We start from the raw sequence: 23284 nt of genomic DNA, 5'->3' as shown, positions 1-23284 counted from the left end.
GTGGCCCGGGCAAGATGCGCGGTGTGGATGGAATGGGAGACCGCCACGGGCGGGCGCGGTACACACTGACGGACACGGAGAACGGTGACGTCTGGGGCACCTGCGACGAGGTGGACGGGCTGTTCGGGGAGACCGAGCGCGAGAGGTACGAACTCTTCGGCTGGGTGCCGGAGGAACACGCCGGGGCGGAGGGCTGGGTCGCCAGCCGGGTCTGGCTGGTGCCGGAGGACGAGGCGCTCGATCCCTGGCTGCTGAGCGAAGCGGAAGCCGCCCCGGGCCCGCGTTCCGGGCTGGACGGCTTGGTGCTCACCGGGCTGGACGACTACGAAGGTCCGCCCGAGGGCCATCGCGGTGCCGTGCGCGTGCACGACGAGCACCGGTGGCTGGGCGCCTGCCGGGAGTTCACCCGCATCCTGCCGGCCGCGCGGGTGGCGTCCCCGATCGTCCTGCGGGGTCTCGCCCCGAGTGACCGGTTGCGTCGGACGCTCGCGAAGGGCACCCGGCAGGCCTTCGAGCTGGACCAGGCCGCGCTGGAGATACGGAACAGCCGGGGCGACCTACTCACCGGCCGCCAGCTCTGGGCGCGGATCCGCAGCTGGCGCCCGTCTTCCCGCGGGGCGGCGGACATGATCGACCTGGAGCTCGACACGGAGCCGGCCGATCCCGTCCCCGCGTACGCCCGCCCCGTCTGGGAGCGTTGGCTCGCCGGGCCGCCGGACACCCCGGGCGCCTGGGCCGGCCTCGACACCCGGCAGCGCGGGGCCTGGCTCGACCTCGTACGGGAAAGGGCCTGCGCGCGCACCATCAACGACCGTCCGGCCGGGCACACCTACGAACTCGACGGCCGCCACATCACCGACGGCCCGAGCCTCTACCTGGCGCTCGGCGAGGCGGTGAACGGCCCCGGCGGCTACTTCGGCGGCTGCCTGGCCGCTCTCGACGACTGCCTGGGCGGCACGTTCGGCTACACCGCCCCCGCAACCCTCGTCTGGAAGGACGCCGCGACGGCGCGCGAGCACCTGTCCCGGGCCCTGACGCCCGACGGGGAGCCCTACGACTTGTTCGCCGAGGTCCTCGGGGTCCTGGCCGAGCGGCGGATGCGCGTCTGCCTGGCATGATGCGCGGCAGTGATCGGCCTGGCGCGGCTGCGGGTCGTCGCGCTGTGGGTCTGGCGGTCCGACGGCAACCACCACCGGATGCCGTCGTTCGACCGTCCCCGCACGCGGGAGTCGGCCGCCGGGTCGGTCGTCCGGCCCGGCGTACTGGCCGAGGGCGCGGACCAGGTCCGCCGGGAGCGGCCCGGCGTGCTGCTCCGCGCCGAGGCTGGCGTACTCGACGGCCACGGTGGCCGTAGCCGGCCGGCGGTGCCCGCGGCCCGGCCGTGCTCGCGGCGCGGCGCGCTCCCGCTTCGGGCGGACGCGCGGACTGCGTGGAACGATTTCTCCATGACTGAGAGCGCGAGCCCGTACATGCCCTCACCGAGGGTGACCGTCCTGTCGGTCCAGCCCGGCGAACCGCCGTTCCGGATCGTGGAAGTCGACGGGGAGGTCGTCGGCATGGCAACGTCCATGACAGACGTGATCCTGATCGCCTCCGAAGCAGGTGTCAGCATCCACGATCTCGATGACCTGGACACGGTCCGGTGGGTGGGCGGCGGAAAGTTCACCTGGCACTTGCGCTAGCTAGCCATCACCCGGCCGGCCGACGGAGTCCCGGAGCGCCTCGCCCCCGTATTTCGTGGCGGGACGGTCCCGTCCCGCCCGTCCCGCGAGCCGTCGGCCGGGGCAGTGGCACACAGCCGCCAGCCGTTGTCCGTCCGTCATGCCGGCGAACCCTGTGCGAAGGCGAGCAGCTCCTTGATGCCGGGGGTGTAGCCGTCGGTGGTGTCCACGGTGAGGGTGGGCAGGTCGAGGGAGATGTCGACGAAGTCGTCCGGGACGTACCGGCCGGCGGCGATGTCCGCCAGGAGGGTGCGGTCGGCGTGGGCCGCGCGGTGGGCGTCGGCCTCGGCGCGCCGGGTGATCCGCTGGACGAGGGTTCCGGTCGACGTGGCGCAGCGGATCACCCGGATCTCGGCGATGTCGGTCAGCGGCTCCAGGCCCGGGCGCCACAGCCGGTCCTGGAACGCGGACTCGGCGACCACGGTCACACCGGCCTTCAGCAGCACGGTGATGGTCGCGAAGAAGGCGTCACGGGCGGGGAGGTTGAGGTGGTCGGTACTGGTGCCGGTACTGGTGCCGGTGCCGGTGCCGGTGCCCTCCAGTGAAGGGGCGGCGGTTCGGACCATGCCTTGCTTGATCTCGTCGCGGGTGATCGCCGGGCAGCCGAGCCCGTCGGCGAGAGCGCGGGCGAGGGTGCTCTTCCCGGTGCCGGGCGGGCCGCTGACGACCAGGAGGGTGGGGCGATCCGGCATGGTGTCCTCCGCGGGGCGGCGGCTTGGGGGCTCGCGGGACAGTTTGCCGTACGGGGACGGGCGTTCGGCGGCCGTTGAGGGAGCCGAACGGTGTTCGAGAAGGCGTTCGAGCGTCGGGCGGCCGGCACCGCGCCCGCCCGGCCGCCGCCCCGCCGCCCGGTTGTTGCTGGTGCCGGGTGGTGTTCAGCGGCGGTGGATGCGGGAGACGCCGTACCACTGCGCCACGCACGCGGCGACCCAGTCACGGTCGTAGGTGCCCGTGAAGAAGGGTTCGGCGAGGTTGCCGATGTGCAGGGGGGTGTAGCCGGCGTCCTCGGCGCCGCGCGCTGCTTCGGCGCGGATGCGGGCGTCCTGGGCGTCCCAGGCCGCGGCGCGGGTGACCGTGGCGGTCGTGAGCTGCCGGACGTTCGGGACGAGTACGGCAGTCGAGGCCAGCACCAGGCAGCCCGTCGCCACGGTGACGGCAACGGGGCCCCGGGGAGTGCCGCCGCGCGCTGCCGGCCGGCGGGCGGCCCGGGCTCCCAGCAGGGCGCCGTAGCCGCAGAGGGCCAGTTCCATGGGGACGAGGTAGCTGGTCCAGGTGCGGGCGTACGTCCACCCGGTCGGGCCGTAGCCGCTGCGCAGGCCCACCACCACCGCGAACGAGCCCAGCAGGACCACCGGTACGGGGAGCAGCAGCACGGTGATCGGCAGCTTCCGCTTCGGCGGGGCGGGGCCCCGGCCCCGTCCTCCGAGGCGGCTGCCCAGGCCCAGGAGGATGCCGACGGCGGCGGCCCCGAGGTAGGCCCATTGCCCCGTGACCACGTCCCACATGCGCAGCCAGTCCTCGAAGCCGCCCCTGAGCGCGGCCGCGGAGAGCATCGACTCCCGGTCCGGCTGCTGGGCGCGGCGCCACCGGGCGCCGGGGGACGCGTAGAGCACGGCCAGGCCGCAGACGAGGCCGGCGCACCACAGCAGGCACCAGATGAAGGGGCGGCGCCGGAGCCGGGCCGGGGGCCCGGGCGGCAGCAGCGTCAGCAGGCCGACCGCGGTGGCGAGCAGGCCGCTGACGAGGGCGAACGGCTCGCTCAGGGTGCCGATCGCGAAGGCGATGAGGAACGCTGCGGCGAAGCCGGCTGCCCGGACGGCGGCACTGCGGTGGCGGACGGTCCGGACGGCCAGCAGGAGCGCCCACACTCCGATGACGCTGGGGAGGGTGTGGGAGATCGTGGCGGGGGCCCACAGCAGGACCTGGTAGCTGCGGGTGCCGGCGAAGTAGAGCAGTGCCTGGATCACCAGGGCGCAGGCGGTCAGGGGCAGCACCCGGGGTCTTCCGCCGAGGTGGCGGACGAACTCGCGCCCGAGCAGGACCAGGCCCGCCGTGAAGGCGACGGCCATGGCGGTCGGAAGGATCTTGATTCCGGTCAGCCCGTCGGCGTAGACGAGGCCGCTGAGGAAGGCATTGGTGATCCGGCCGTTCTGGGTGGTGTAGAAGTCGGCGGTGATGCCGAGGACTCCCAGATCACGGGACTTCCAGGCGGCGCACCAGTCGTCGGACGTGGGCCGTACGTAGAGCCCGAGGAAGCACCCGACGGCGATCAGGCCCCCGGCCGCCGCGACGACGGTGGCGCAGACCCCCGGCAGCAGAAGCCTGCGCAGCAGCGAGCGGCGGGCGGTGGACGCCCCGCCGGTCGCCGAGGGATGCCTGCGAACGCTTTCGCCCGCCATCGAAGCAGTGCCCATTCACCACCCCTTGTGCAGCGAGGCTCGACCTGCCGGGCGGCCGCTGCGCCCGCCCGTTCCGGTGGCGCAGGGCCCGGGCCCGCGAGCACCCATCGTGTGCACGGTCCCCCGGCACCGGCATCCCGGACGGGTCGGGACGGGTTACGGGCGGACGGGTTACGGGGCCCGCGCAGCTCCCGGGCCCTCTCGGGCTCGCCCGGGCCCTCTGTCACCCGGGCGGCGGGCATTCCGTGGCAGTCCCCGCACGGCTCTTCCACGATGACGATGAGGAATGAGGGATGGGGGGTGGGGTGGGGATGGGTGATACCGGATCAGGGTCCGCGCGTACGGAGGCACGGCGGCCCGACGGAGGGAGTGGCGATGCCCGGTGTCCGGCTCGTCCGATGGGTGGTCTTCGCGGTGTGTCTGGCGGGCGTCGCCCTTCCCGTGTGTGTGGCGGGACACAACGCCGGGCGGCCGCCCGCGCGGACCGCGGCGCGGCCCGGGTTCCTCGTCGGGCCCGCCGGGCACCAGGGCGGCGGCCACGGTGACGCCGTGGGCAGCTACGCGCCCCTGTCGCTGCTCGCCGCCCCCACCGTCGGCCTCCTCGCCAACGCGACCGCCGTCGTCGGTGTCCCGTCGGCCACCGCCAAGGGCGCCCGGTACGTCGAGCGGAGCAACGTGCTGCAGCTGCCGTCCGGCTGGTGGGCGTACCTCCCGGCCGCCAGGACGGCGTCGGCCGTCGTCCCCCGCAACCATCCGGCGGCCCGGCGGCAGCTCGCGCAGAGCCGGGCCTGGCTGGCCGCCGGCCGGGTCCCCGGCAGGACGCCGGCGCAGCGCGCGGCGGCCGAGCGGGCCCTGCTGTCCATGCGGGCCCTGCTCCAGCCGAACGGCGCCGTGGCGGCGGGATGGGCCGCCGGCTGGAAGTACTCCTGGCCGCGCGACGCCGCCTTCGTCTCCGCCGCGTTCGCACACACCGGCCATGACGCCGAGGCGTTCCGGATCCTGCGCTACAGCGCCGCGACGCAGCGCAGGGACGGCACCTGGGAGGCACGGACGAAGCTCGACGGGTCCGGCCCGCCGGACGGCAGGCGCCGGCAGCTGGACGCCAACGGCTGGGTCCCCTGGGCCGCCTGGCAGTGGTACCGGACGGCCCCCCGGGACACCCGCCGCGCCCGGCTGACGACCCTCTACCCCATGATCCGCAAGGCGGCCGACCACGCGGCCGCGTCCCTGCGGGCGGACGGTCTGCCCCCGGCGTCCCCCGACTACTGGGAGCTGATGACGACCACCCCGAACATCGGCACGGCCGCGCCCCTCCTCGCCGGACTCAACGCCTCCGCGGACCTCGCCCGCGCAGCGGGCCGGCCGGGCGACGCGGCGCGCTGGGCCGCTGCCGCGCAACGGCTCTCCGCCGGGATCGCCGCGCGGTTCGCCCCCCTGGGTTACCAGCGCACCGTCGACGGACGGCACGGGCGCGACAGCGCGGTGGCGTTCATGGCACCCCCCTTCAACGCGGCCCCCGCCGACCTGCCCCGCGCGCTCGACTCCACGTACCGGGCGCTGCTCCTGCCGAACGGGGGGCTCACCCCGGGGAACGACCCCACCGCGCCGTGGGGCGGAAACGCCTGGACCCCCAGTACGTCGCTCTTCGCGCTCGCATGGGCCGGTACGGGGCAGCCGGCCAAGGCCGAACGGGTGCTGGACTGGGTCCTCGCCAAACGGAACCCGCTCGGCGAGTTCCCGGAGAAGGTGGACCGGGAGGGGCGGCCCGCGTCGATCGCCCCGCTCGCGTGGACGGGCGCGATCATGGTCCTCTCCCTCGTGGCGATCGAGGGCAAGGCGGCGCTGCCCACCCCGCCGTTGCGGCCGTAGTGCGGCGCGGTGCGGCGCGCTTCGGGGCCGCGGGCCGACGGGCCGCGGGCCCGGTCTCAGACGGGCTCTCTCCCGTCGCCCGGCGGCGGAGCGGTGCGGACGGCTTCCAGCGCGGCCAGGAGGCGCCGGTAGGCGAGCCTTTCGGCGGCCACCGCCCGCCTGAACGGCATGTAACGCGGATCACGCCGGGCCCGGGCGTCCGTGGCGGCGGCGATGCGGAGCTCCCTCGCCCGGTCCAGTTCGGTCAGGGCGTCCACGTATCCGCCGCCGTCGTCGCCGCCGTCGCCGTCGTTGCCGCCGCCGTCGCCGTCGAGGAGCCGGTGCTCGAGGACCTGGCTGAAGGCGCGGTCCGCCAGCGCGCCGAGCCGGTCGAGGTCGTCGACACAGCTCTCGGGGGCCGTCTCGTCACAGCCCTCCTCGAGGGCGCGGGCCAGCGAGCCCAGGGTCGCCTTGAGGTCCGGGTACCCCCAGGGCGGCGCGGTGTCGTTCCTGCATCCGGTGGCGAGGGCCGCCAGTACGGCGACGGAGGCGACGGCGCGGACCGTTCCGCCCGGAACCGCACGCCCGCACGCAGCGGAGCGGGGGAAGCAAGGGGTCATGGGAGCCCCAATCGCCGTCGGTCGGGAGCGTCACAGCGTCGCCGGCGTCGTCACGAGCGTCCCCGCAGGTGTCACGAGCCGACTCCGCCGGGCCGCGGGTCCCGTGGTCTGCCGGCGGCGTGGTCTGGCCGCCATCCTCGCCCGCGCCGATCAACGCTGCCACCGGAGGCGCCGGGAGGCGCGTACCCCGGGGCCGCGTCCTACGGCAGCGGTCCCGCGGCGGCGCCCGTGCCCGGGCGTCCGGTCAGCGCGGCCATCCAGGGCTGGACCGCCCGGTGCCACGGGGCGGGAGCGCCGCTGCCGGGCGGCTGGGACCAGGCTGCGGGGGCCGCCATGATGTGGAGGCCGCCGTCCAGGCCGAGCGCTGCCGCGACGGCGCTGCCGTCCGGCTCGGCCACGGCCGCCGGGGCGCCCGTGTAGAGCATCTGGGACTCGTACCAGGACGGCGGGCCGTCCGTGCCCGACACGCTGACCGTGCCCGCGCCGGCGCGGCCGGCGAGCAGGCGGCCCGCGACGCTCACGGCGCCGTAGCCGCCGTCGCCGCCCGCCTCCGTGACCGGGGAGAACTCCGCCTCCGCAGGACTGTCCGCATGCGCATGCCTGTCCGCGTGGACGTCCGCGTCAGCATGGGCGTCCGCGTCAGCATGGGCGCCCGTGTCCGCGTCCGCGCCCGTGCCCGTGCCCGTGCCCGCAGCGGCCAGGCCCGTGCCGACGGCGCCCGTGCCGGGGCGCCGGAAGTAGAGGCGGACGCCGCCGTCCTCCTGCGGGCTCACCGACAGCGGGCCGGTGGTCGCCGGCAGGCCGGTCGGGAGGGGGCCGGCGTACGGGGCGTCCGGGGTCGGCTGGACCCAGGCCAGCACGGTCCCGGCCGTCGCCGCGTACACGTGCCGCCGCCCGGATCCGTCGGCCGCGGTGACCGGGTCGCCCAGCAGGCCGGTGCCGCCGAGGCTCTGCCATGCGCCGAAGGCGCCGTCCGGGGTCGTCTGGGTACGGGCGCGCAGGGTGCGCCGGGAGTCCCGTACGTACACCGTCATGCGGCCCGTCCCGTCCACGGCGACGGCCGGTGCACTGATCGCCGAGGTGACCGATATGTCCGATACATCGGGTGTGCCCAGTGGCCGCCACGGGCCGAAGGCGCCGTCGGGCGCGACCTGGACGGCGTACACGACCTCCCGGCCGTACGCCTCGTGCGTGGCACCCAGGGTGGTGCGGGTGCCGAACACCGCGATCCGGCCGTCGGGGAGCCGGGCCGCCGTCGCCCCGGTGTCGATGCCGGTGCCGGGGAGGAAGCGGGGGCCCTGCCAGGGGGCCTGGGCGCCGCTGCGCGACCAGTACGCCATCCGCCCGTCCAGGACGGCGAAGGCCCACAGCCGGCCGGCGCGGCCCTCGGTCATCCAGGAGGTGCTGTCGCCGCGGGCGTAGCGGAGGGTCTGGCTCCAGCCGGCGCCGGCAGGGCGGGTCGCGGCCTTGCGGTCGCCGCAGCCGGCGGGGCTGCCGCACCAGTCCTCGCGGTCCATCCAGGCGTAGGTCTTGAGGTAGCCGAGCTTCTCCTCCGCCGTCTGCGGGTCGAGGGTCGGGGGCAGGGAGGTGTTGGCGTAGCTCATGTAGTTCTGGACCGAGAAGTGCGGCCGGTCCGCGGACTTCGCGTAGCGCTCGGCCGCGGCCTGCACGAAGCGGGCGCCGTACATGTGGTCCTGGTGGTCGTGGAAGGCGCCGCCGCCCGCCGACCTGCCGGGCGTCGGGTCCTGCGTCCGTATCACGGTCGGCTCGTACCTCGCGAAGACGCTCGCGATGGCGTCTATCGCCTGGTCCTTGGTGTACGAGAACCAGGGCGCGACCGGCGTCCCGGAGGTCAGCTGGGCGCCCAGGGCCGGGACCCGGTCGTCCCACAGGCCGCGCAGGCTGTCCGGGTTGTCGCCGGAGATGCTGCGGGCCTCGCGCAGCTGCATCCACACCAGGTTGACCTCGGGGTGGGCGGTGAGGACGTCCACCTCCGCGCTCCCGCCGCCGGCGGTGGGAACGGACTTGCGCTCCCAGGGGCTGCTGCGGTCGCCGGTGGCCATCTGCGCGTAGGCGGCCCGTATGCCGTTCTGGCGGGCCTCGGCGTAGGCGGCGCGGTCGGCGGGGCCCTCGGGGTCGTTCAGGTGCGGGCTGTGGGCCTCGTTCCGGCCGTCGGACTCGCCGGAGGTCAGGTAGACGGTGGTGACCTTGACGCCGGCGGATATGGAGCGGCTCAGGTCGGGGTTCATGAAGAACAGGTCGTCGTCGGGGTGTGCGACGACGTGCAGGACTGTGCCCTCGGTCACACTCGGGCGGACGGCCGCCTGGTGGGCCGTCGGCTGCTTCTCGGCCCCGACCCCGTATCCGTGGGCCCAGGTCGTCACGCTGGCGGCGCCGACGGAGAGCACGGCGAGCAGGCCCGCGAGGCGGGTGCGGCTGACGAGGGACATGGGGAACGCCTTGGGGATCGGTCCGGTGCGGAATGCCGCCGGGGGGCGGTGTCGGTGCCCCGATGGCTCCATCACTGCCGGAGACGACCGGGCCCGATTATGCATCGCGGGTTTTCGACTGACACACCATCAAGGGGTATATGCCGAAAACTAAATTGAATGCGCCATATGCCCTGCTTGTCCGATTTGCAACAGTTTGAATGGTTCGGGTTCGGCGCCGGCCCGCCGCGGCGGCAGGCGCTGACGAGATGACATACGTCACACCGGCGGGGTCCGATGGGCCACCCGTCGGACCCCGCGGCGACGGCAGGACCGGCCGAGGTCAGGTGGCGGCCGACATCGCCGGACACCGGCCGTTTTCGGCCTGTCAGCGGGGGCGGGAGGATCCGGGAGGGGACACAATCCCGGCATGCGAATCGTGATCTTGTGTGGTGGAGAGAGCCCGGAGCGAGACGTCTCCCTGGCCTCGGGCGGCGCGGTCGCCCGGGCCCTGCTGGAGCGCGGCCACGAGGTGGTGCTGGTCGATCCGGCCGCCGAGGCACCGGTGTTGGCCGGTCCCCTGCGCCCCGGTGACGTGGTGGACGGGTTCACGGTCGGCAAGGAGCCGCCGTCCGGCCTGGGCCGGCGGCAGCTTCAGGAGCGGATGGACGCCGCCCTGGCCGGAGGGCCGGTACTGGGCCTCCTGCGCGACGCGGACCTCGTCTTCCTGGCCCTGCACGGCGGTTGGGGCGAGGACGGGTGGGTGCAGGGGCGCCTGCGGGAGGCCGGCGTCCGCTTCACCGGTGCGGCCGGCACGGCGTGCAGGGCGGCCTGGCACAAGGACCGGGCGCAGGCGGTACTGGGCGCCGCGGGGCTGCCCGTACCCGAGCGCGCGGTGTGGCAGCCGGGCACCGACGAGGTGCCGCAGGACGTGCAGGGGCTGCTGGCTGCCGGTCCGGTGGTGGTGAAGCCCGTCGCGGACGGGTCGAGCGTGTCGGTGCACCGGGCCGACTCCCTCGCGGAACTGGAGCAGATCGCGGCGGGGATGCGGGCCGGCGAGGGCGAGCTCCTGGTGGAACCGTTCCTGCCGGGCCGGGAGTTCACCGTTGCCGTGGTGGGTGAGCAGGTGCTCCCGGTGGTCGAGATCGAGCTGAGTACGCCGCTGTTCGACTACGCGGCCAAGTACCAGCCCGGAGCGGTGAGCGAGGTGTGCCCGGCCCGGATTCCGGCCGACTTCGCGTCCCGGCTCCAGGAGCTGGCCGTGCGCGCGCACACGGCCCTCGGCTTCGACGCGCACACCTACTCGCGCACCGACTTCCGCTGCGACGCCGCGGGCGAGCCCCTGTGCCTGGAGGTCAACGCGCTCCCGGGCCTGACGGCCACGAGCCTGCTCCCGCTCGCGGCATCCGGGGCCGGCTGGACGTACGCCGACCTGATCCAGCAGATCGTGGACCTCGCCACGCGCTGAGCAGCGCCCACCGGTGCTCGAGACCGACCCGCGTCCGGGGATCGGGGGTATAGGGGTCGGGGTGGGGGTGGGAGTAGGGAACCGTGCCTGACGGTTCCCCAGCCCCACCTCCGGACAGGACCGGCGCAACGACCTGACGTGTGCTCGTGAGAGCGAAGGTCAGCCGGCGGATGCCGCGGACAGGAGGACGTCCACGAGGCGGTCCGCGGCGTCCGGGCGGCCGTACGCCCTGGCGCGCTCCGCCATCGCCGCCCGCCGGGCGGGGTCGGTGAGCAGCGGGCCGACCGCGTCGTGCAGGACCTGCCCGGTGACCTCGCCGACCAGGGCGACGGCCGCCCCCGCGTCGGCCAGGTGCCGGGCGTTGTGCACCTGCTCGTTGCCGGCCGAGGTGGCGAGCGGCACGAACACGGCCGGCTTGCCCAGCGCCGTCAGCTCGGCCAGCGTCCCCGCCCCGGACCGGGACACCACGATGTCGGCGAGCGCCAGCACGTCCGGCAGCTCCGGCCCGACGAATCCGGTCAGGTGGTACCGGCCCGCCAGGACCGGGTCCAGGCCCGCGGCCGCCGCGCGGAGTTCGTCCACGTTCGCCGGCCCGCACTGGTGGATCACGTTGGCGTGGCCGAGGAGCCACGGGAGGACGTCCCGGACGACCCCGTTGATCTGCTGGGCGCCCTGCGCGCCGCCGGTGACGTAGACGGTCGGCAGGCGGCGGTCGAAGCCGGTGAGGTTCAGTGCCTGTACTGCCTTGTCGCCGTGACCGGTGAGAACCTCCGGCCGGATCGGGTTGCCGGTGACGACCGCGGCGCCGCGCAGCTCGGGCGAAAGGAGCTCGAGCGAGGACTCCGAGGACAGGGCGATACGGGTCGCCGAACCCGCCAGCTTGCGGTTGGCCAGGCCCAGGCGGACGGTCTGCTCGTGCAGCACCAGCGGACGCCGGCACAGGCGGGCCGCCAGGCCGGCCGGGACGGCCACGTACCCACCCGTGGCGAGGACGACGTCGGGCCGGAACTCCGACACGATGGACCGGGCCTGGGCCACGCCGAGCGGAACCCGCGCCATGTCCTTCACGTTCGCCGCCGACAGCATCTTCAGCGGGTTCGCGGCCCGCCGGATCTTCCCGGTGGCGACCGTCTTGAACGGAATGCCCTCCGCGGGGGCGACGCGCGCTTCCAGCCCGTCAGCGGCACCGATCCACAGCACGTCGAGGGTGCCGCCCGCAGCCGCGAGCCGGCCCTGCAGCGTCCGAATCGCCGTCAGGGCGGGATAGGTGTGGCCGCCGGTACCTCCTCCCGTCACGAGCAACCGGAAGGACCGAGGCAGCAAAGGAGCGTTCACCCGGCAACCCTAACGGCTACCGCGAACCGCCCGCGCCCCGCCCTGCCCCGCCCCGCCCCGAGCCGGGCAGCGCGGGCGTGGGCACGGGCTACCGCGATGGACCGCACGCGTGCGACGGCTTCGGGCTCGACGTGCGCCGGGATCGGCGGGGCGTGGTACCGCCAAGCGACGTTGTCCAGATTCCGTCGGAGCAACTTCCGGTGGCCGCCTGCTTGTCGGCCGGTACGTGGCCGCCGCGGTCCCGCCGCGCGGCCGCCCCCCAGCCGCTGACAGTCGGCCAGGTTCCGACCCCAGGGCCCGACGAAGCCCACGCGGCCTGCCGGCGGGAGCCGGCTCGGCGGGCACGGCCGCAAGCCGAATTGCACAAAGTTCAAACAGGGGTTGCGCGACCTTCGACTCGAGACCTACAGTTCTCGACGCCGCGACTTGAACTAAGTAAAAGTCCAAGCGTGAGCCCACCGCACTGCACCCCGCCGAGAATCGGAGACCCCCATGAACACCACCGCCCTCGCCGCCGCCCTCCAACTCCTGCTCGCCGCCACCTTCTTCGCCATCCCCACCGTCGCCTGGATCCGCGGCGGCGCCTCGCAGGACGCCGCCGAGGCCGAGATCAGCCGCCAGGGCCACAGCCCCTCGGTCCTCGCCCGGCACGGCATCGCCTTCCGCGAGAAGCCGTGGGAGCTCGCCCTCGCCCTCACCATCGGCGTCACCCTCGCCGTCCTCGGCGTCCTCAACCTCGCCGGAAACCCCACCGGCCGCCTGCTCTCCTGGATCATCGAACCCCTCGTCCTCCTCGGCGTCGGCTTCATCACCGCCGGCCAGGTGTTCGCCACCGCCTACACCCGCGCCGCCTTCGCCCGCTCCGCCGACCCCGCCCTGCACACCGTCGACGCCGCCGCCCTCATCGCCGCCGCCAACGCCCCCTTCCCCGCCTGGCTCCGCCCCGTCGTCCTGACCCGCTTCGCGCTCGCGACGGCCGGCTCCGCCCTCGTCCTGCTCCTCCTCTGGATCTGATCCCTCGCAGCACGCTGCGCCGCCCGGCCGCGCACCAGGTCCCGTCCTGCGCCTGCCTCGGAAGTCGCCGCTCTCGCTCTCGCGCTCTCAACAGCCGACACCAGTGACACACCCCGCCGCCTGCCCGGCTCCGTGCCCCGGCATCAGAGGGGCGCTGACGCGTACTCAACCTCAAGTCCGACTTCGTACGCGACACCACCCCGGCCCCGGCCCCGGCCCCGGCCCCGAGCTGACGTACGCGGCCATGCAACGAGAAGCAGTCAAGCCCGCGCTGCGGGATCCGTGCATCGTGATCCGGTTCGGGCGGCTACCGCGTACGGCCTGCGGTGGGGAAGCCAGGCCGTCAGGATCGGTATCGCGTGTGATGAATGCACATGCCATGGAACCGCGGGCTCCGGCTGGGCCGTCTCGGCTGACGTACTCAGCCTCCATGGTCGGTGCGCTCCTCCGGTGATGTGACCTCACCGGCCCGGGAAGCGCCTGGCCGCCTGCGGCTGGGGTCAGCACGTATTTGCAGTCTGGAGATCCGTTCATCATGGCAACACCGCATCAGCCGGCCGGCCACGGCCCCGTGCCGGGCAACCCCTACGGTGCGCCGGGAGAATACGCGCCCGTCCCGGCACCGGGGAGCTACGCACCCGCACCCGGCGGCTACGCCGGCCCGCCTCCCATGGGCCACATGCCGCTCGTGTGCCGTGCCTGTGGCGGTCAGGCTGCGGCGAACCACAAGGTCCGGGCCCATGTGGGCGTACTCGTCCTCATGAAGTTCGAGCACCTGGACGGACCGTTCTGCCGGAACTGCGGCATAGCCGTCGTCCGGCAGATGACCACCAGGGCGCTGTGCCTGGGCTGGTGGGGACCGCTCTCCCTGGTCATCTTCAACCCGTTCACGCTTCTGTGGAACCTGCTCGCCTACCTGAAGTACAGCAAGCTCCCGCCTTCGACGCCCGCCCCGGGGCGAGCCCATCTCGACACGGGTCCGGAGGTGCTCCGGCGGCCGCTTGCCTACGTGGCCCTCATCCCGCTGGCCTGGGCCCTGTGGGTGATCTCCCAGATCATCGTGCACTCCACGTGAGCCGGCGCTGATCCCGGCGAGGGTGTTCGGTACGGCCCGCCCTGCCAGATCGACCGACCGGGCGGACGCCGCCTGCCAGCAGCGATCCGCTGATCGTCGAGGAACGTCTTAGGCTGCGGCAGGGCGCAGTCGGAGCCGAGGTGACGAGCAGCTGTGGAAAGCTGAGAGGGGCGGGGCGGAATGGGATTCCAAGGCCAGGTGTGGCGGTTGGAGCGGCAGCAGCCGCATCAGCACCAGGAGCAGGGCCAAGGCCAGGGCCAGGGCCGGCGGGAGTTGCTGGGCGAGATCGAGATCGTGGAGGCCGACTTTCCGTGGCTGCGCGGCCGCTTCGCCCCGCAGCGCGCGTTCGCCGAGTTCAGGCCCTGGTTCGACGAGGCCCTCGCGGCGCTGGAGGACGAGGACTTCGAGCGGTTCGACGAGGTGTACGAGTCGATGACGCGCACGCTCAGCCTCGTCCCTCCCTCCGGCCGCCCCGTCGCCGAGTTCCTGCTGCACATCCAGGGCGACGAGGCGTGGTTCCGGTGGAGCGACACGCCGTTCGAGTCCTGAGCGACGGCGGGCCGCTTGTCCGGTCGTCGCCGCCCCGCGGTCGGGCCGGCCGGCACGCCGCCGCCTAGGGTGGCATGGACGGTTCACCTCGCCCCAAGCCCTCCCCTCACCACCTCCAGGAGTCACCCATGGCGCGCTCGCTCGACGGCCTCGTCTTCGTCCCCGTCGCCGACCAGGCACCGGGCCAGGTCGGCCGGGAGACCCGGTTCGCGTACCACGAGCAGGACGGCCGGGTCTGGGCGGAGTACGCCGGCGGGGACGTGGTCCGGGGGCACCTGGTCGGGACCCGCTCGGGCGACAGCGTCGATTTCCGCTACGTCCAGCTCCGCCTCGACGGCACGACCGCGTCCGGGCACTGCATCTCGCTCGTGACGGAACTCCCCGACGGCCGCCTGCGCCTGGAGGAGACGTGGACCTGGGAGTCCCAGGAGGGCAGCGGCACCAGCGTGGTCGAGCAGCCGCTCGACTGAGGCCCGGAACACCGAGAATCACCCGACCCGGAGCCACCGCCCGCCCCACCCGTCCCCCTGGCCCCGACCCGGCCCGTACCGCACGCCGAAGCCGCGCCGCCCGCACCCCCGCAAGCGATTTCCGAAGCCCGCCCCCTCCACCGACCGGTTCCGGCCAATCGCCCGCCCAGGGCTGCGGCCGGAGCCCGTCCCGGGCCGTCGCGGCATCGGCGGCAGCGCGCCCGACAGGTCGGCCGGATCGCGCTGCTCCGCCCTCCGGCGTCCTGTGTACTCACTCCTCCGCTCCCCAGGCAGCACCCCGCCCCTCCCCCGCACCGGGGGTCGGGGGCTTCGTCGTCATGCCGCTGCTCGCGGGAGCAACCGACTTCCCTCATCGACGAGTTGGCCGAGTTGGAGGAGGAACTGATGTCCCGGAAACAGGACGACCAAGCGCAGCAGCAGGAACAGGCCCAGGCGCAGGCACAAGCCCCGGCCCAGGCGCAGGCACACCAGCAGGAACAAGCCCCTGCCCAGGCCCAGGCCCAGGCCCCGGCTCACGCCCAGGAGCCCGGGCCCGGGCCCGCCGCCCCCGCGCTCCCCGCACCCCCGGAGTTCACGTACACCTGGGGCCAGCACAACAAGACCATGGAGCAGCTCTCGCTCGCGCAGATGGCCCGCCGCGTCCCGGCTGCGCTCGCGCAGGCGGCGCGCCTGGCCTGGGCGGTGAGCCGGACGGCGTTCACCTGGCTCGTCTGCGCCCAGGTCCTCGGCGGCATCTGCACCGCCGCCGCCTTGGCGGCCGTGTCCCGCGCCATGGGCCCCCTCCTCGCCGACGGCACCGTCGGGGAGCGCGTCTCCGGCGCCGCCTGGCCGCTGGCGGCCGCGGCCGCCATGACCGCCCTGGGTGCGCTCGCCTCCATCACCGCCGGCAGCGCCGCCCGGCGCCTGAACCCCGGCATGTCCACGATCGCCGATCTCGCCATGGTCGACGCCCACATGGATGTCGAGCTGTCCGCGTACGACGCCCCCGGCTTCACCGAGCGCTCCGAGGCCGCCGAAACCGGCTCCGCCCGTTCCGGGATGCTGCTGCAGGACGCGCTCGGCTTCACCAGCGGCCTGATCGACATGGTCGCCGTCGCGTCCGTCCTGTCCGTCGTCCACCCCGTCCTGCTGCCGCTGCTCCTGCTGTCCGTCATCCCGCGCGGCCTGGGCTCCGTACTCGCCGCCCGCCTCGACTACCGCCTCCACAACGAGACGATCGCCTCCCGCAACATCCGGCACATGATGCGCTGGCACCTCACCACCCCCAAGCTCGCGGACGAGCTGCGCGGCAACAGCATGCGTCCGTACGCCCACCACTGGTACGCCGCCGTCTGCGCCCGCATCGACTCCAAGATGGTCGGCTCCGCGCCCCGCTACCTGGCCGTCCACCTCACCGCCGCCGTCGTATCCGGCCTGTTCACCGTCATGACCTGGGCCGGCCTGGGCGCCCTGGTGGTCGGCGGGTTCATGGCCCTCGGCGCCGCCGGCACCGCCATCGTCGCCATGCGCACCTCCACCGCCGCCCTGTCCCAGCTCGTCGTGTACGGGGCCGCGATGTTCCAGCACGCCCTCTACCTCGGGGACTACGCCGCGTTCATCCGGCAGGCCGCCGAGCAGTCCGGGCCGCGCGGGCCGCAGGAGCTCGAAGCCCCGGAGAAGATCCGCCTGGAGGCGGCCACGTACACCTACCCGGGCAAGGACACCCCCGCCCTCGGACCGGTCGACCTCACCCTCAACCGCGGCGAGGTCATCGCCCTCGTCGGCGAGAACGGCGCCGGCAAGTCCACCTTCATCCGCCTCCTCACCAGCCTCACCGCCCCCACCACCGGCACGGTCTCCTGGGACGGCGTACCGACCGCGGACGCCGACCAGCGCTCGGCGTGGCGGCACGTCGGGCTCGTCACCCAGTCGTACGGGTACTGGCCCTTCACGGCCCGCGAGAACATCACCCTCGGCCGGCCCGACCAGCGCGGCGAGGACGCCGTCTGGGACGCGCTCGTCGCCGTCGGCATGAAGGAGACGGTGGCGGCGTACCCGGCCGGCCTCGACACCCTCCTCGCCCGCTCCCTCTGGGGCGGCCACGAACCGTCCGGCGGCCAGTGGCAGCGGATCGCGTGCGCCCGCGCCTTCCACCGCAAGCCCGGCCTGCTGGTCATGGACGAGCCGACGTCGGCCATGGACCCGCGCGGGGAGCACATGGTCTTCTCGGGGCTGCGGGAGATGAAGGACGACCGCATCACGGTGATCGTCACCCACCGCATGGAGAACTGCCGCCTGGCCGACCGCATCGTCGTCCTCGACGCCGGACGGATCACGGAGCAGGGGACGTACGAGGAACTCGTCGGCCTGGACGGCTCCTTCGCCGAGCTGGTCCGCCTCTCCCAGGACCGGTAGCCGCCCGAGCAGCAGCCTTGCCGCGTCGGCAGTCGGCAGTCAGCAGCCGCAGCACTGCCGACGCGGCGGGGCGGGGCGGGGCAAGGCGGGCGGGGCGGCGTGCCGGATCATATGACTGCGCCGGGTGGTGTGGACTCCGGGCGCGAGCCGGGCGAGGCACCGGACCGGCCGAGCCCGACCCGCCGCTCATCACAGGAGTACGTCATGACCGCCGCATCCGCGGACCACGCCAGGGCCACGGCATCCGCCGCTGCCGTCATCACGGACGAACACGGCAGGGTGCTCATCGTCAACCCGGTCCACAAGGAGCGGTGGAACCTGCCGGGCGGCCACCTCGAGGAGGGCGAACTCCCCTCGGCGGCCGCCCGCCGCGAGGTCCGCGAGGAGCTCGGCCTCGACCTGGAGATCGGCGACCTCCTGGTCACGGCATGGGTCACGAGGGCGGAGGGCTCCCACGTGTTCTACGTCTTCGACGGCCCCCGGCTCACCCCGGAGCAACAGCGGGCCATCACCCTCCAGGACGCGGAAATCGGCGAGATCCGCTTCTGCCTGCCGGAGGACATCACCCCGGACATGGTCCCGCCGTTCGCCCTGGCCGTATGGCGCCGCGCCCTGAGGTCCCGCAAGGACCAACACCCGGCCTACCTCGAACTCTCCCTGTAACCGCGCGCTGCTCCCAGGCCCGGCGGCGGCTTCCGTTTCCCTGGCACATCGGTCTGGCCGTGGTGGCGTGCGTACTCCTCGACCATGTGCGAGAGGACGTAGCGCAGCGAGATGGTCTCCCCACGGAACTCCACCGTCCCGTCGGGGACTCGTGACCGTGGCTGCCGGTCAGGGCCCTGGTCGGAGCGGCGGAAAGTGCGTGGCGGGTGCGCTCGCGCTGCCGTACGGTCTGGTCTCCCGGTCGGCCGCATCGGCGGTGTGCCAAGTCCAGAGAGCGATCCCCCATGACCAACCCGCGAGCGACGACGACCCTGTGGCGCCCCACCGGCCCCAAGGAGCTGGAGCTGGTGCGGGAGCTGGACTGGCGTGCCTGGCCCCCTCGGCTGCCGGAGCAGCCGATCTTCTACCCGGTGCTCAACGAGGACTACGCGGTGAAGATCGCGAGGGACTGGAACGTCAAGCACGACGGCGCCGGCTTCGTGACCCGTTTCGAGGTCGAGTCCGAGTTCCTGAGCCGGTACCCCGTACAGCAGGCCGGCGGGCAGACGATCCTCGAGCTGTGGGTGCCTGCCGAGGAGCTCGACGAGTTCAACGCCCACATCGTCGGCAGGATCGAGGTCGTCCACGAGTTCCGTTGAGCCCCGCCGCCGGAGTCCCGTGAACGGCCCGGCACGTGGCTGTCTTCGGGCGTGTCCGGAGCCGGTACGGGTGGGCGGGCGGCGACGGCCAGTGCGACCTCGTACACAGCGAACGCGATCACGGCGGGCGCCGGCTGACCGGCAGCAGGTCCCCCGAGGTATCGAAGTCGCCCTTACAGGGTTCCGGCCTCCGGCCAGTGGGACCAGTGGGTGTTGGGCGGGAGCGTCGGGCGGTACCGGGCCGGGTCGCCGGAGTCCAGCACCTCGGCGATCATGCGGAAGGTCTCGTGTCCGCCGGGGGCGGTGTCCCAGAAGTTGCCCGGCTGGTGCCACTCGTCGAACCGGAGCAGCACGGGCAGGTCGGCGGGAAGGCCGGCCCGCAGCTCCGCCGCGTCCGCCAGCAGGAGCTCCCGGTGCGCCGGGACGAGCATCCGGAACACGTCCTGGAGCGGGGTTCCGGGCGCGGCGTCGACGGCCAGCGGGGTCCCGCGTACGACGACGGGCGCGTTGCCGGTGTAGGCCTCGTCCCCCTCGGGGTCGATCTCCTCCATGTTGTCGACGCGGTCCAGGAAGTCGCCGAAGCCGGGCTCCCCGTCCGTGAGGCAGTTGCCGAAGCGGTACATGGCGTCGGTGAGGTTGCGCCCGCGGGGGTTGTAGCCCAGCAGCTCCGCGACGACGGCCCAGCGGGCGGCGTCGCCGAACAGGTGCATCCGTACGTCGACCGGGTAGTAGTAGCCGTTGTCCAGATCGGGGAACCGTGCCTCGTCCGCGCAGAGGTCGAACTGCCCGAGGATCGACGAAGTCGTCATCATGGCTCCACCCGATTCCCCCTGATCGCGGCGGGCGCCCCGGTGCGTGATACGCGCAGGAGCCGCCGGCGACCCGCTCGCCCGTCGGCAGCCCACTGTACGCGGGGAGGGTGTTCCTCCGGCAAGTCCGCGCCCGGTGGTGGCACGGACTTGCCGGAGGCGTACCGGTGGCGCCCGCCGGGGCGGGCGCCGGGGCGGGCGCCGGCGCCGTCAGGGACGGGCGGCCGCGGTCTGCGGGGTGGTCGCCGCGGCTGCGGCTGCTGCTGCGGCGTCGCCGCACATGGCCTCGCCGTACAGGGATTTCAGGGCGTCGTCGATGGGGTGGGGCTGCGGATTGCCCGAGGCGTCCAGCTCGTTCCACCGCATCAGGTTGATCGCCACGGACATCTGGCGCTTGCCGTCCGCCCGGGTCAGGGACAGCGTCCCGGCTCCCCACGCCGAGCCGTCGTGCCCCCAGAAGAGGCCGCAGCCGGGGACGTTGACCTTGTGCAGCCCGAGGCCGTACTGGACCGTCGACCCGTCCAGGGCGCGGACCGGGATGGTCTGCTGCATCTGCTCCAGTGACGCCCGGCTGACGATCCTGCCGTCCAGCAGCTTGGCGTAGAAGCGGTTCAGGTCCTCCATCGTGGACACCAGGCCAGCGCTCGGCCCCACCCAGGACATGTTGTAGACGCTGTAGTCGCGCGGCGGGTCGAGGAGGCCGAAGAAGGACTCGTACATCCGCGAATGCGGGCCCCGGATGCGCGGGCTGGTCGTCGGGAGCTCGGTGTGCCGGAGGCCGGCGCGTTCGATGACGTTGCGGGTGATGTACTCCTCGGCCGTCGTACCGGTCACCTGCTCGAGGAGCTGGCCGAGGAGGATGTAGTTGGTGTTGGAGTACACGCCGGTCGGGCCCCCGGGCTCGCCGGTGGGAGGCGCCGCGAGCCCCAGCTCGATCAGCTCGGCCGGGCGGAACTGCCGGAACCGGTTCTCGTCCAGGCTCTTCGGCGACATGTCCGGCAGGGACGGGAACCCCTGCAGGGACGGGAACGCGTACGGGATGTAGTCGGGGATGCCGCTGGTGTGGTTCAGCAGCATCCGGACCGTGATCTTCCGGCCGCGCTCCCCCGGCACCAGGTGCGGCAGGTGGTCGCCGATCGGCGCATCGAGCCGGATCCGGGCTTGCTCGACCTGCTGCATGACCGCGGCGGCGGTGAAGGTCTTGCTGACGCTGCCGACGCGGTGCCGCATGTCGGCCCTGACGGGACGTCCGGTCGTGACGTCGGCGACCCCGGAGGCGCTGCGCCAGGTCCGGCCGGAGTCGCGTACCTCGGCGAACACCCCGGGCATCCCGGCCCGGTGGACCGCGTTCAGGGCGGACTTCAGCTCCGCGGGGTCGAAGCGGGCGGCGGAGGGGGCCGTGGCAGCGTCGGCTGCCGACGCGGCCGTCACGTCGCTCGTCCCGGCGGGAACCGGGGCTGCCACCGCCACCGTGCCCGCACACACACTGAGCGCAGCCACGCTTGCGCACACCGCCAGTCGGATCTTCATCACATGGGTCCTTTCGTTGTCGGTGGGGCAACGGGTGCTCTCCCCCCGCGCTCGCCGATGCCGGCTCCGGCTTCCGCTCCCGCTCCCCCTCCCGCTCCGGCTTCCGCTCCCGCTTCCGCTTCTGTTGGTCACGCGGCCAGGGCGCGCCGCAGCGCTCCGGCGAGTTCGGTGTTCTGCCGCTGCGAGACGTCGGCGGAGAGGATCGCCTGCGACCCGTGGAAGGTGCCGGGCCACTGGTGCAGCTCGACCGGTACGCCCGCCTGAAGCAGCCGCAGCGCGTACTCGATGTCCTCGTCCCGGTTCGGGCAGAACTCCGCCGTGGCGACGTACGCGGGCGGCAGGCCGGACAGGTCGGTGGCCCGGGCCGGGGCGGCGTACTGCGTGGCGGGCTGGGAGCCCAGGTAGTGCCGCCAGGCCGCGGTGGTCTTGTCGCGGGTGAACCAGGGCGTGTCGGTGAAGTGCCGCGCCGACCAGGTCTGCTGCCGGTCGTCGAGCCCCGGCTGGTTGAGCAGTTGGAAGCAGATCGCCGGCCCCTGCTCGTCGCGCGCCCGCAGCGCCAGCGCAGCCGCGAGACCGCCGCCGGCGCTGTGGCCGCCGACCGCGATCCGCGCCGGGTCGATGCCGAGTTCGGCCGCGTGCTCGGCGGTCCAGTCCAGTACGGCGTACGCGTCGTCCAGGGCGGCCGGGAACCGGTTCTCGGGCGACCGGCGGTAGTCCACCGAGACGACCACCGCGCCGGAGCCGTCCGCGAGCCGGGCGGCCCACGGGTGCTCGGTGTCCAGGTCGCCGAAGACGAAGCCGCCGCCGTGCAGCCAGACGATGGCGCCGGCGGCCTGCGACGCGTCGTGCGGACGGTAGATCCGTACCGCCACGTCCGGGTCCGCGGGCACCGTACGGTCCTCGACGTCCATGCGCGAGGTGTCCGGTGCCGGGCTCGCGGCGACCAGTGCGGCGACCGTCTTGCGGGTGCCCTCCGGGTCGTTCAGGTCGGTCTGGGGAAGGAACGGGATGAAGGGTTCGAGTTCGGGGTCCATGGCGACGATCCTCACGGCCGCACCCCGGGGCGGTCATCCGCCAACCGTCGCGCGTCCCGCACCGATTGCGCGCCGATCGGCGCCCCTGTCCTGACCTCCTGTCCTTCTATTCTTTGTGCCATGGAGGCACTGGCCGTACGGCTGTCAGGACTGGATCCGTACGTCGACGGCGCCATGCGCATCGTCGCGTTCTACGACACCCTGATGCGGCGGCGGGTCGACCTGCCGGCGCTCGCCCGGGCCTCGGCCGGCCTCGCCGAGTGCGTGGCCGGGATCCGGCTCCACGGCACGGGGCGGGCGATCCGCATCGCGCCCGACGGCAGCCGGGCAGCACCACCCGACTCATCCGGCTCGCCCGGCTCGCACCGCTGGCCCGACTCGCCCGACTCGCCGCCACCGCCCGCGTCCACCACGGTGCCGATCACACTCGACGAGGAGGAGATCGGCACGGTCTGGCTGGAACGCCCCGGCCCGCCCGGCCCCCTCGACGAGGTGCTGCTGGACCGCCTCGCCATCGCCGCCGCGGCCGCCGCCGAACGGTACGGACCGGCCCGCACCACCATGGCCGACCCGGCACTCGTCGAACTGGTGATCAGCGCCGACTGCGACGAGGCCGCCCGGGCCCGGGCGTTACGGCTCCTCGGGTTCGCGGCCGCCGGCCCGCCGGTCCGCGCGGTCGCCGTACGGTCGTCGGAGCTGCCGCTCGACCAGCTCGGCGGGCTCGTCTGCCCGACCCGCCCGGTGAAGGCGGCACCCCTCGGCGACGTGGGGGTCATCCTGGCCGCGTGTGTGGACCCGGCCCGGTTCCCGGCGGGCGTACGGGCGGGGATCGGCGCCGCGGACAGCCCCGACCGGTCGTGGCGCGAGGCCCGTACCGCCCTGCGGTTCACCACCGCGCGCCGGCCGGTCGTCCACCACGACGAGCTGGGGGCGCTGGCACTGCTCGCCCGGATACCGGAGGAGGCCGCGCGGGGGAACGCGGACGTCGCCGCGATCGCCCGGATCGCCGACAGCCCGGAAGACCTGGAGACCCTGGACGCGTACTGCACGGTCGGCTCCCTGCGCCAGGCGGCCGACGTCCTCCACCTCCACCACAGCAGCGTCGCCCGCCGCCTGGACCAGATCGCGAAGACCCTGGACATCGAGCTCACCGACCCGATGGGCCTGACCCGCGTGAAACTCGCCCTCACGACGTGGCGCCTCCTCGACAACTGAGCGCGATCCGCCCCGCAACGCGGGATCTCCGCCTGCCGCCGCGTGCGCTCGA

At 73.8% G+C, this 23284-nt stretch carries 20 protein-coding genes; 12 read left to right on the top strand and 8 right to left on the bottom strand.

What is annotated here, in order from left to right; all coding sequences use genetic code 11:
• The first annotated feature begins 32 nt into the window (after positions 1–32).
• A complete protein-coding gene (locus AC068A_RS12445; protein ID WP_478584228.1) occupies positions 33–1118 on the top strand; it encodes a barstar family protein in 1086 nt (361 codons plus the stop codon).
• Positions 1119–1445: 327 nt separating this feature from the next.
• Positions 1446–1682 (top strand): hypothetical protein, encoded by a 237-nt coding sequence (locus tag AC068A_RS12440; RefSeq protein WP_478584226.1) that lies wholly within the window; start codon positions 1446–1448, stop codon positions 1680–1682.
• Positions 1683–1819: 137 nt separating this feature from the next.
• Here AC068A_RS12440 and AC068A_RS12435 read toward each other — a convergent pair whose 3' ends face one another.
• Together AC068A_RS12435 and AC068A_RS12430 are read right to left on the bottom strand one after the other, a co-directional pair.
• Entirely contained in the window at positions 1820–2413 is a 594-nt protein-coding gene (locus AC068A_RS12435; protein ID WP_478584101.1) for a P-loop nucleotide/nucleoside kinase family protein, read from the bottom strand.
• Between the two features lie 183 nt (positions 2414–2596).
• The gene (locus AC068A_RS12430) at positions 2597–4135 is read right to left on the bottom strand and encodes a DUF6056 family protein (RefSeq protein WP_478584099.1); all 1539 of its coding nucleotides are present in this window, start codon (positions 4133–4135) and stop codon (positions 2597–2599) included.
• A gap of 360 nt (positions 4136–4495) precedes the next feature.
• Here AC068A_RS12430 and AC068A_RS12425 point away from each other — a divergent pair, with 360 nt between their 5' ends.
• Complete coding sequence (locus AC068A_RS12425) at positions 4496–5989, top strand: glycoside hydrolase family 15 protein (protein ID WP_478584097.1); 1494 nt, start codon at positions 4496–4498, stop codon at positions 5987–5989.
• Positions 5990–6045: 56 nt separating this feature from the next.
• Here the strand turns inward: AC068A_RS12425 and AC068A_RS12420 are convergent, their stop codons facing one another.
• Together AC068A_RS12420 and AC068A_RS12415 are read right to left on the bottom strand one after the other, a co-directional pair.
• Positions 6046–6588 (bottom strand): hypothetical protein, encoded by a 543-nt coding sequence (locus AC068A_RS12420; RefSeq protein WP_478584095.1) that lies wholly within the window; start codon positions 6586–6588, stop codon positions 6046–6048.
• A gap of 200 nt (positions 6589–6788) precedes the next feature.
• Entirely contained in the window at positions 6789–9038 is a 2250-nt protein-coding gene (locus tag AC068A_RS12415; protein ID WP_478584093.1) for a PIG-L family deacetylase, read from the bottom strand.
• A 409-nt stretch (positions 9039–9447) separates the two neighbouring features.
• On the opposite strand from AC068A_RS12415, the gene AC068A_RS12410 reads away from it, so the two are divergent.
• Entirely contained in the window at positions 9448–10485 is a 1038-nt protein-coding gene (locus AC068A_RS12410) for a D-alanine--D-alanine ligase family protein (protein ID WP_478584091.1), read from the top strand.
• 159 nt (positions 10486–10644) lie between these two features.
• Here AC068A_RS12410 and AC068A_RS12405 read toward each other — a convergent pair whose 3' ends face one another.
• Positions 10645–11781: a UDP-N-acetylglucosamine--N-acetylmuramyl-(pentapeptide) pyrophosphoryl-undecaprenol N-acetylglucosamine transferase gene (locus AC068A_RS12405; protein WP_478584089.1), complete on the bottom strand. Its 1137-nt coding sequence runs from the start codon at positions 11779–11781 to the stop codon at positions 10645–10647.
• A 531-nt stretch (positions 11782–12312) separates the two neighbouring features.
• On the opposite strand from AC068A_RS12405, the gene AC068A_RS12400 reads away from it, so the two are divergent.
• The 7 genes from AC068A_RS12400 (at position 12313) to AC068A_RS12370 (ending at position 18644) form a co-directional block, all read left to right on the top strand.
• Positions 12313–12834 (top strand): hypothetical protein, encoded by a 522-nt coding sequence (locus AC068A_RS12400; protein ID WP_478584088.1) that lies wholly within the window; start codon positions 12313–12315, stop codon positions 12832–12834.
• 535 nt (positions 12835–13369) lie between these two features.
• Positions 13370–13909 carry a hypothetical protein gene (locus AC068A_RS12395; RefSeq protein WP_478584086.1) on the top strand — a complete coding sequence of 180 codons (540 nt, stop codon included), beginning with the start codon at positions 13370–13372 and terminating at the stop codon, positions 13907–13909.
• Between the two features lie 180 nt (positions 13910–14089).
• On the top strand, positions 14090–14458 hold the full coding sequence (locus AC068A_RS12390; RefSeq protein ID WP_478584084.1) for a hypothetical protein: 369 nt from the start codon (positions 14090–14092) through the stop codon (positions 14456–14458).
• 128 nt (positions 14459–14586) lie between these two features.
• A complete protein-coding gene (locus AC068A_RS12385; RefSeq protein ID WP_478584083.1) occupies positions 14587–14928 on the top strand; it encodes an avidin-fold protein in 342 nt (113 codons plus the stop codon).
• Between the two features lie 405 nt (positions 14929–15333).
• Positions 15334–17343: an ATP-binding cassette domain-containing protein gene (locus AC068A_RS12380; RefSeq protein ID WP_478584082.1), complete on the top strand. Its 2010-nt coding sequence runs from the start codon at positions 15334–15336 to the stop codon at positions 17341–17343.
• A gap of 204 nt (positions 17344–17547) precedes the next feature.
• Positions 17548–18006, top strand: coding sequence for an NUDIX domain-containing protein (locus AC068A_RS12375; protein WP_478584080.1), 459 nt, complete (start codon positions 17548–17550; stop codon positions 18004–18006).
• Between the two features lie 284 nt (positions 18007–18290).
• Positions 18291–18644: a hypothetical protein gene (locus AC068A_RS12370; RefSeq protein ID WP_478584079.1), complete on the top strand. Its 354-nt coding sequence runs from the start codon at positions 18291–18293 to the stop codon at positions 18642–18644.
• A 173-nt stretch (positions 18645–18817) separates the two neighbouring features.
• Here the strand turns inward: AC068A_RS12370 and AC068A_RS12365 are convergent, their stop codons facing one another.
• The 3 genes from AC068A_RS12365 to AC068A_RS12355 form a co-directional block, all read right to left on the bottom strand.
• Positions 18818–19456: a DUF7003 family protein gene (locus tag AC068A_RS12365; RefSeq protein ID WP_478584077.1), complete on the bottom strand. Its 639-nt coding sequence runs from the start codon at positions 19454–19456 to the stop codon at positions 18818–18820.
• A gap of 207 nt (positions 19457–19663) precedes the next feature.
• The gene (locus AC068A_RS12360; RefSeq protein WP_478584076.1) at positions 19664–20983 is read right to left on the bottom strand and encodes a serine hydrolase domain-containing protein; all 1320 of its coding nucleotides are present in this window, start codon (positions 20981–20983) and stop codon (positions 19664–19666) included.
• Positions 20984–21111: 128 nt separating this feature from the next.
• A complete protein-coding gene (locus tag AC068A_RS12355) occupies positions 21112–22017 on the bottom strand; it encodes an alpha/beta hydrolase (RefSeq protein WP_478584224.1) in 906 nt (301 codons plus the stop codon).
• 120 nt (positions 22018–22137) lie between these two features.
• Between AC068A_RS12355 and AC068A_RS12350 the strand changes: the two genes are divergently transcribed.
• Positions 22138–23232, top strand: coding sequence for a PucR family transcriptional regulator (locus AC068A_RS12350; RefSeq protein WP_478584074.1), 1095 nt, complete (start codon positions 22138–22140; stop codon positions 23230–23232).
• The last annotated feature ends 52 nt before the right edge of the window (positions 23233–23284 follow it).

It is taken from the genome of Streptomyces sp. NPDC043854, assembly GCF_056436005.1.
This window is presented reverse-complemented; position numbering and strand designations above follow the sequence as displayed.

Bases quoted from the DNA above. Each gene is read 5' to 3' on its own strand.
- AC068A_RS12445 (WP_478584228.1), top strand. From the start codon at position 33: ATGGGAGACCGCCACGGGCGGGCGCGGTACACACTGACGGACACGGAG.
- AC068A_RS12440 (WP_478584226.1), top strand. From the start codon at position 1,446: ATGACTGAGAGCGCGAGCCCGTACATGCCCTCACCGAGGGTGACCGTC.
- AC068A_RS12435 (WP_478584101.1), bottom strand. From the start codon at position 2,413: ATGCCGGATCGCCCCACCCTCCTGGTCGTCAGCGGCCCGCCCGGCACC.
- AC068A_RS12430 (WP_478584099.1), bottom strand. From the start codon at position 4,135: ATGGGCACTGCTTCGATGGCGGGCGAAAGCGTTCGCAGGCATCCCTCG.
- AC068A_RS12425 (WP_478584097.1), top strand. From the start codon at position 4,496: ATGCCCGGTGTCCGGCTCGTCCGATGGGTGGTCTTCGCGGTGTGTCTG.
- AC068A_RS12420 (WP_478584095.1), bottom strand. From the start codon at position 6,588: ATGACCCCTTGCTTCCCCCGCTCCGCTGCGTGCGGGCGTGCGGTTCCG.
- AC068A_RS12415 (WP_478584093.1), bottom strand. From the start codon at position 9,038: ATGTCCCTCGTCAGCCGCACCCGCCTCGCGGGCCTGCTCGCCGTGCTC.
- AC068A_RS12410 (WP_478584091.1), top strand. From the start codon at position 9,448: ATGCGAATCGTGATCTTGTGTGGTGGAGAGAGCCCGGAGCGAGACGTC.
- AC068A_RS12400 (WP_478584088.1), top strand. From the start codon at position 12,313: ATGAACACCACCGCCCTCGCCGCCGCCCTCCAACTCCTGCTCGCCGCC.
- AC068A_RS12395 (WP_478584086.1), top strand. From the start codon at position 13,370: ATGGCAACACCGCATCAGCCGGCCGGCCACGGCCCCGTGCCGGGCAAC.
- AC068A_RS12390 (WP_478584084.1), top strand. From the start codon at position 14,090: ATGGGATTCCAAGGCCAGGTGTGGCGGTTGGAGCGGCAGCAGCCGCAT.
- AC068A_RS12385 (WP_478584083.1), top strand. From the start codon at position 14,587: ATGGCGCGCTCGCTCGACGGCCTCGTCTTCGTCCCCGTCGCCGACCAG.
- AC068A_RS12380 (WP_478584082.1), top strand. From the start codon at position 15,334: ATGTCCCGGAAACAGGACGACCAAGCGCAGCAGCAGGAACAGGCCCAG.
- AC068A_RS12375 (WP_478584080.1), top strand. From the start codon at position 17,548: ATGACCGCCGCATCCGCGGACCACGCCAGGGCCACGGCATCCGCCGCT.
- AC068A_RS12370 (WP_478584079.1), top strand. From the start codon at position 18,291: ATGACCAACCCGCGAGCGACGACGACCCTGTGGCGCCCCACCGGCCCC.
- AC068A_RS12365 (WP_478584077.1), bottom strand. From the start codon at position 19,456: ATGATGACGACTTCGTCGATCCTCGGGCAGTTCGACCTCTGCGCGGAC.
- AC068A_RS12360 (WP_478584076.1), bottom strand. From the start codon at position 20,983: ATGAAGATCCGACTGGCGGTGTGCGCAAGCGTGGCTGCGCTCAGTGTG.
- AC068A_RS12355 (WP_478584224.1), bottom strand. From the start codon at position 22,017: ATGGACCCCGAACTCGAACCCTTCATCCCGTTCCTTCCCCAGACCGAC.
- AC068A_RS12350 (WP_478584074.1), top strand. From the start codon at position 22,138: ATGGAGGCACTGGCCGTACGGCTGTCAGGACTGGATCCGTACGTCGAC.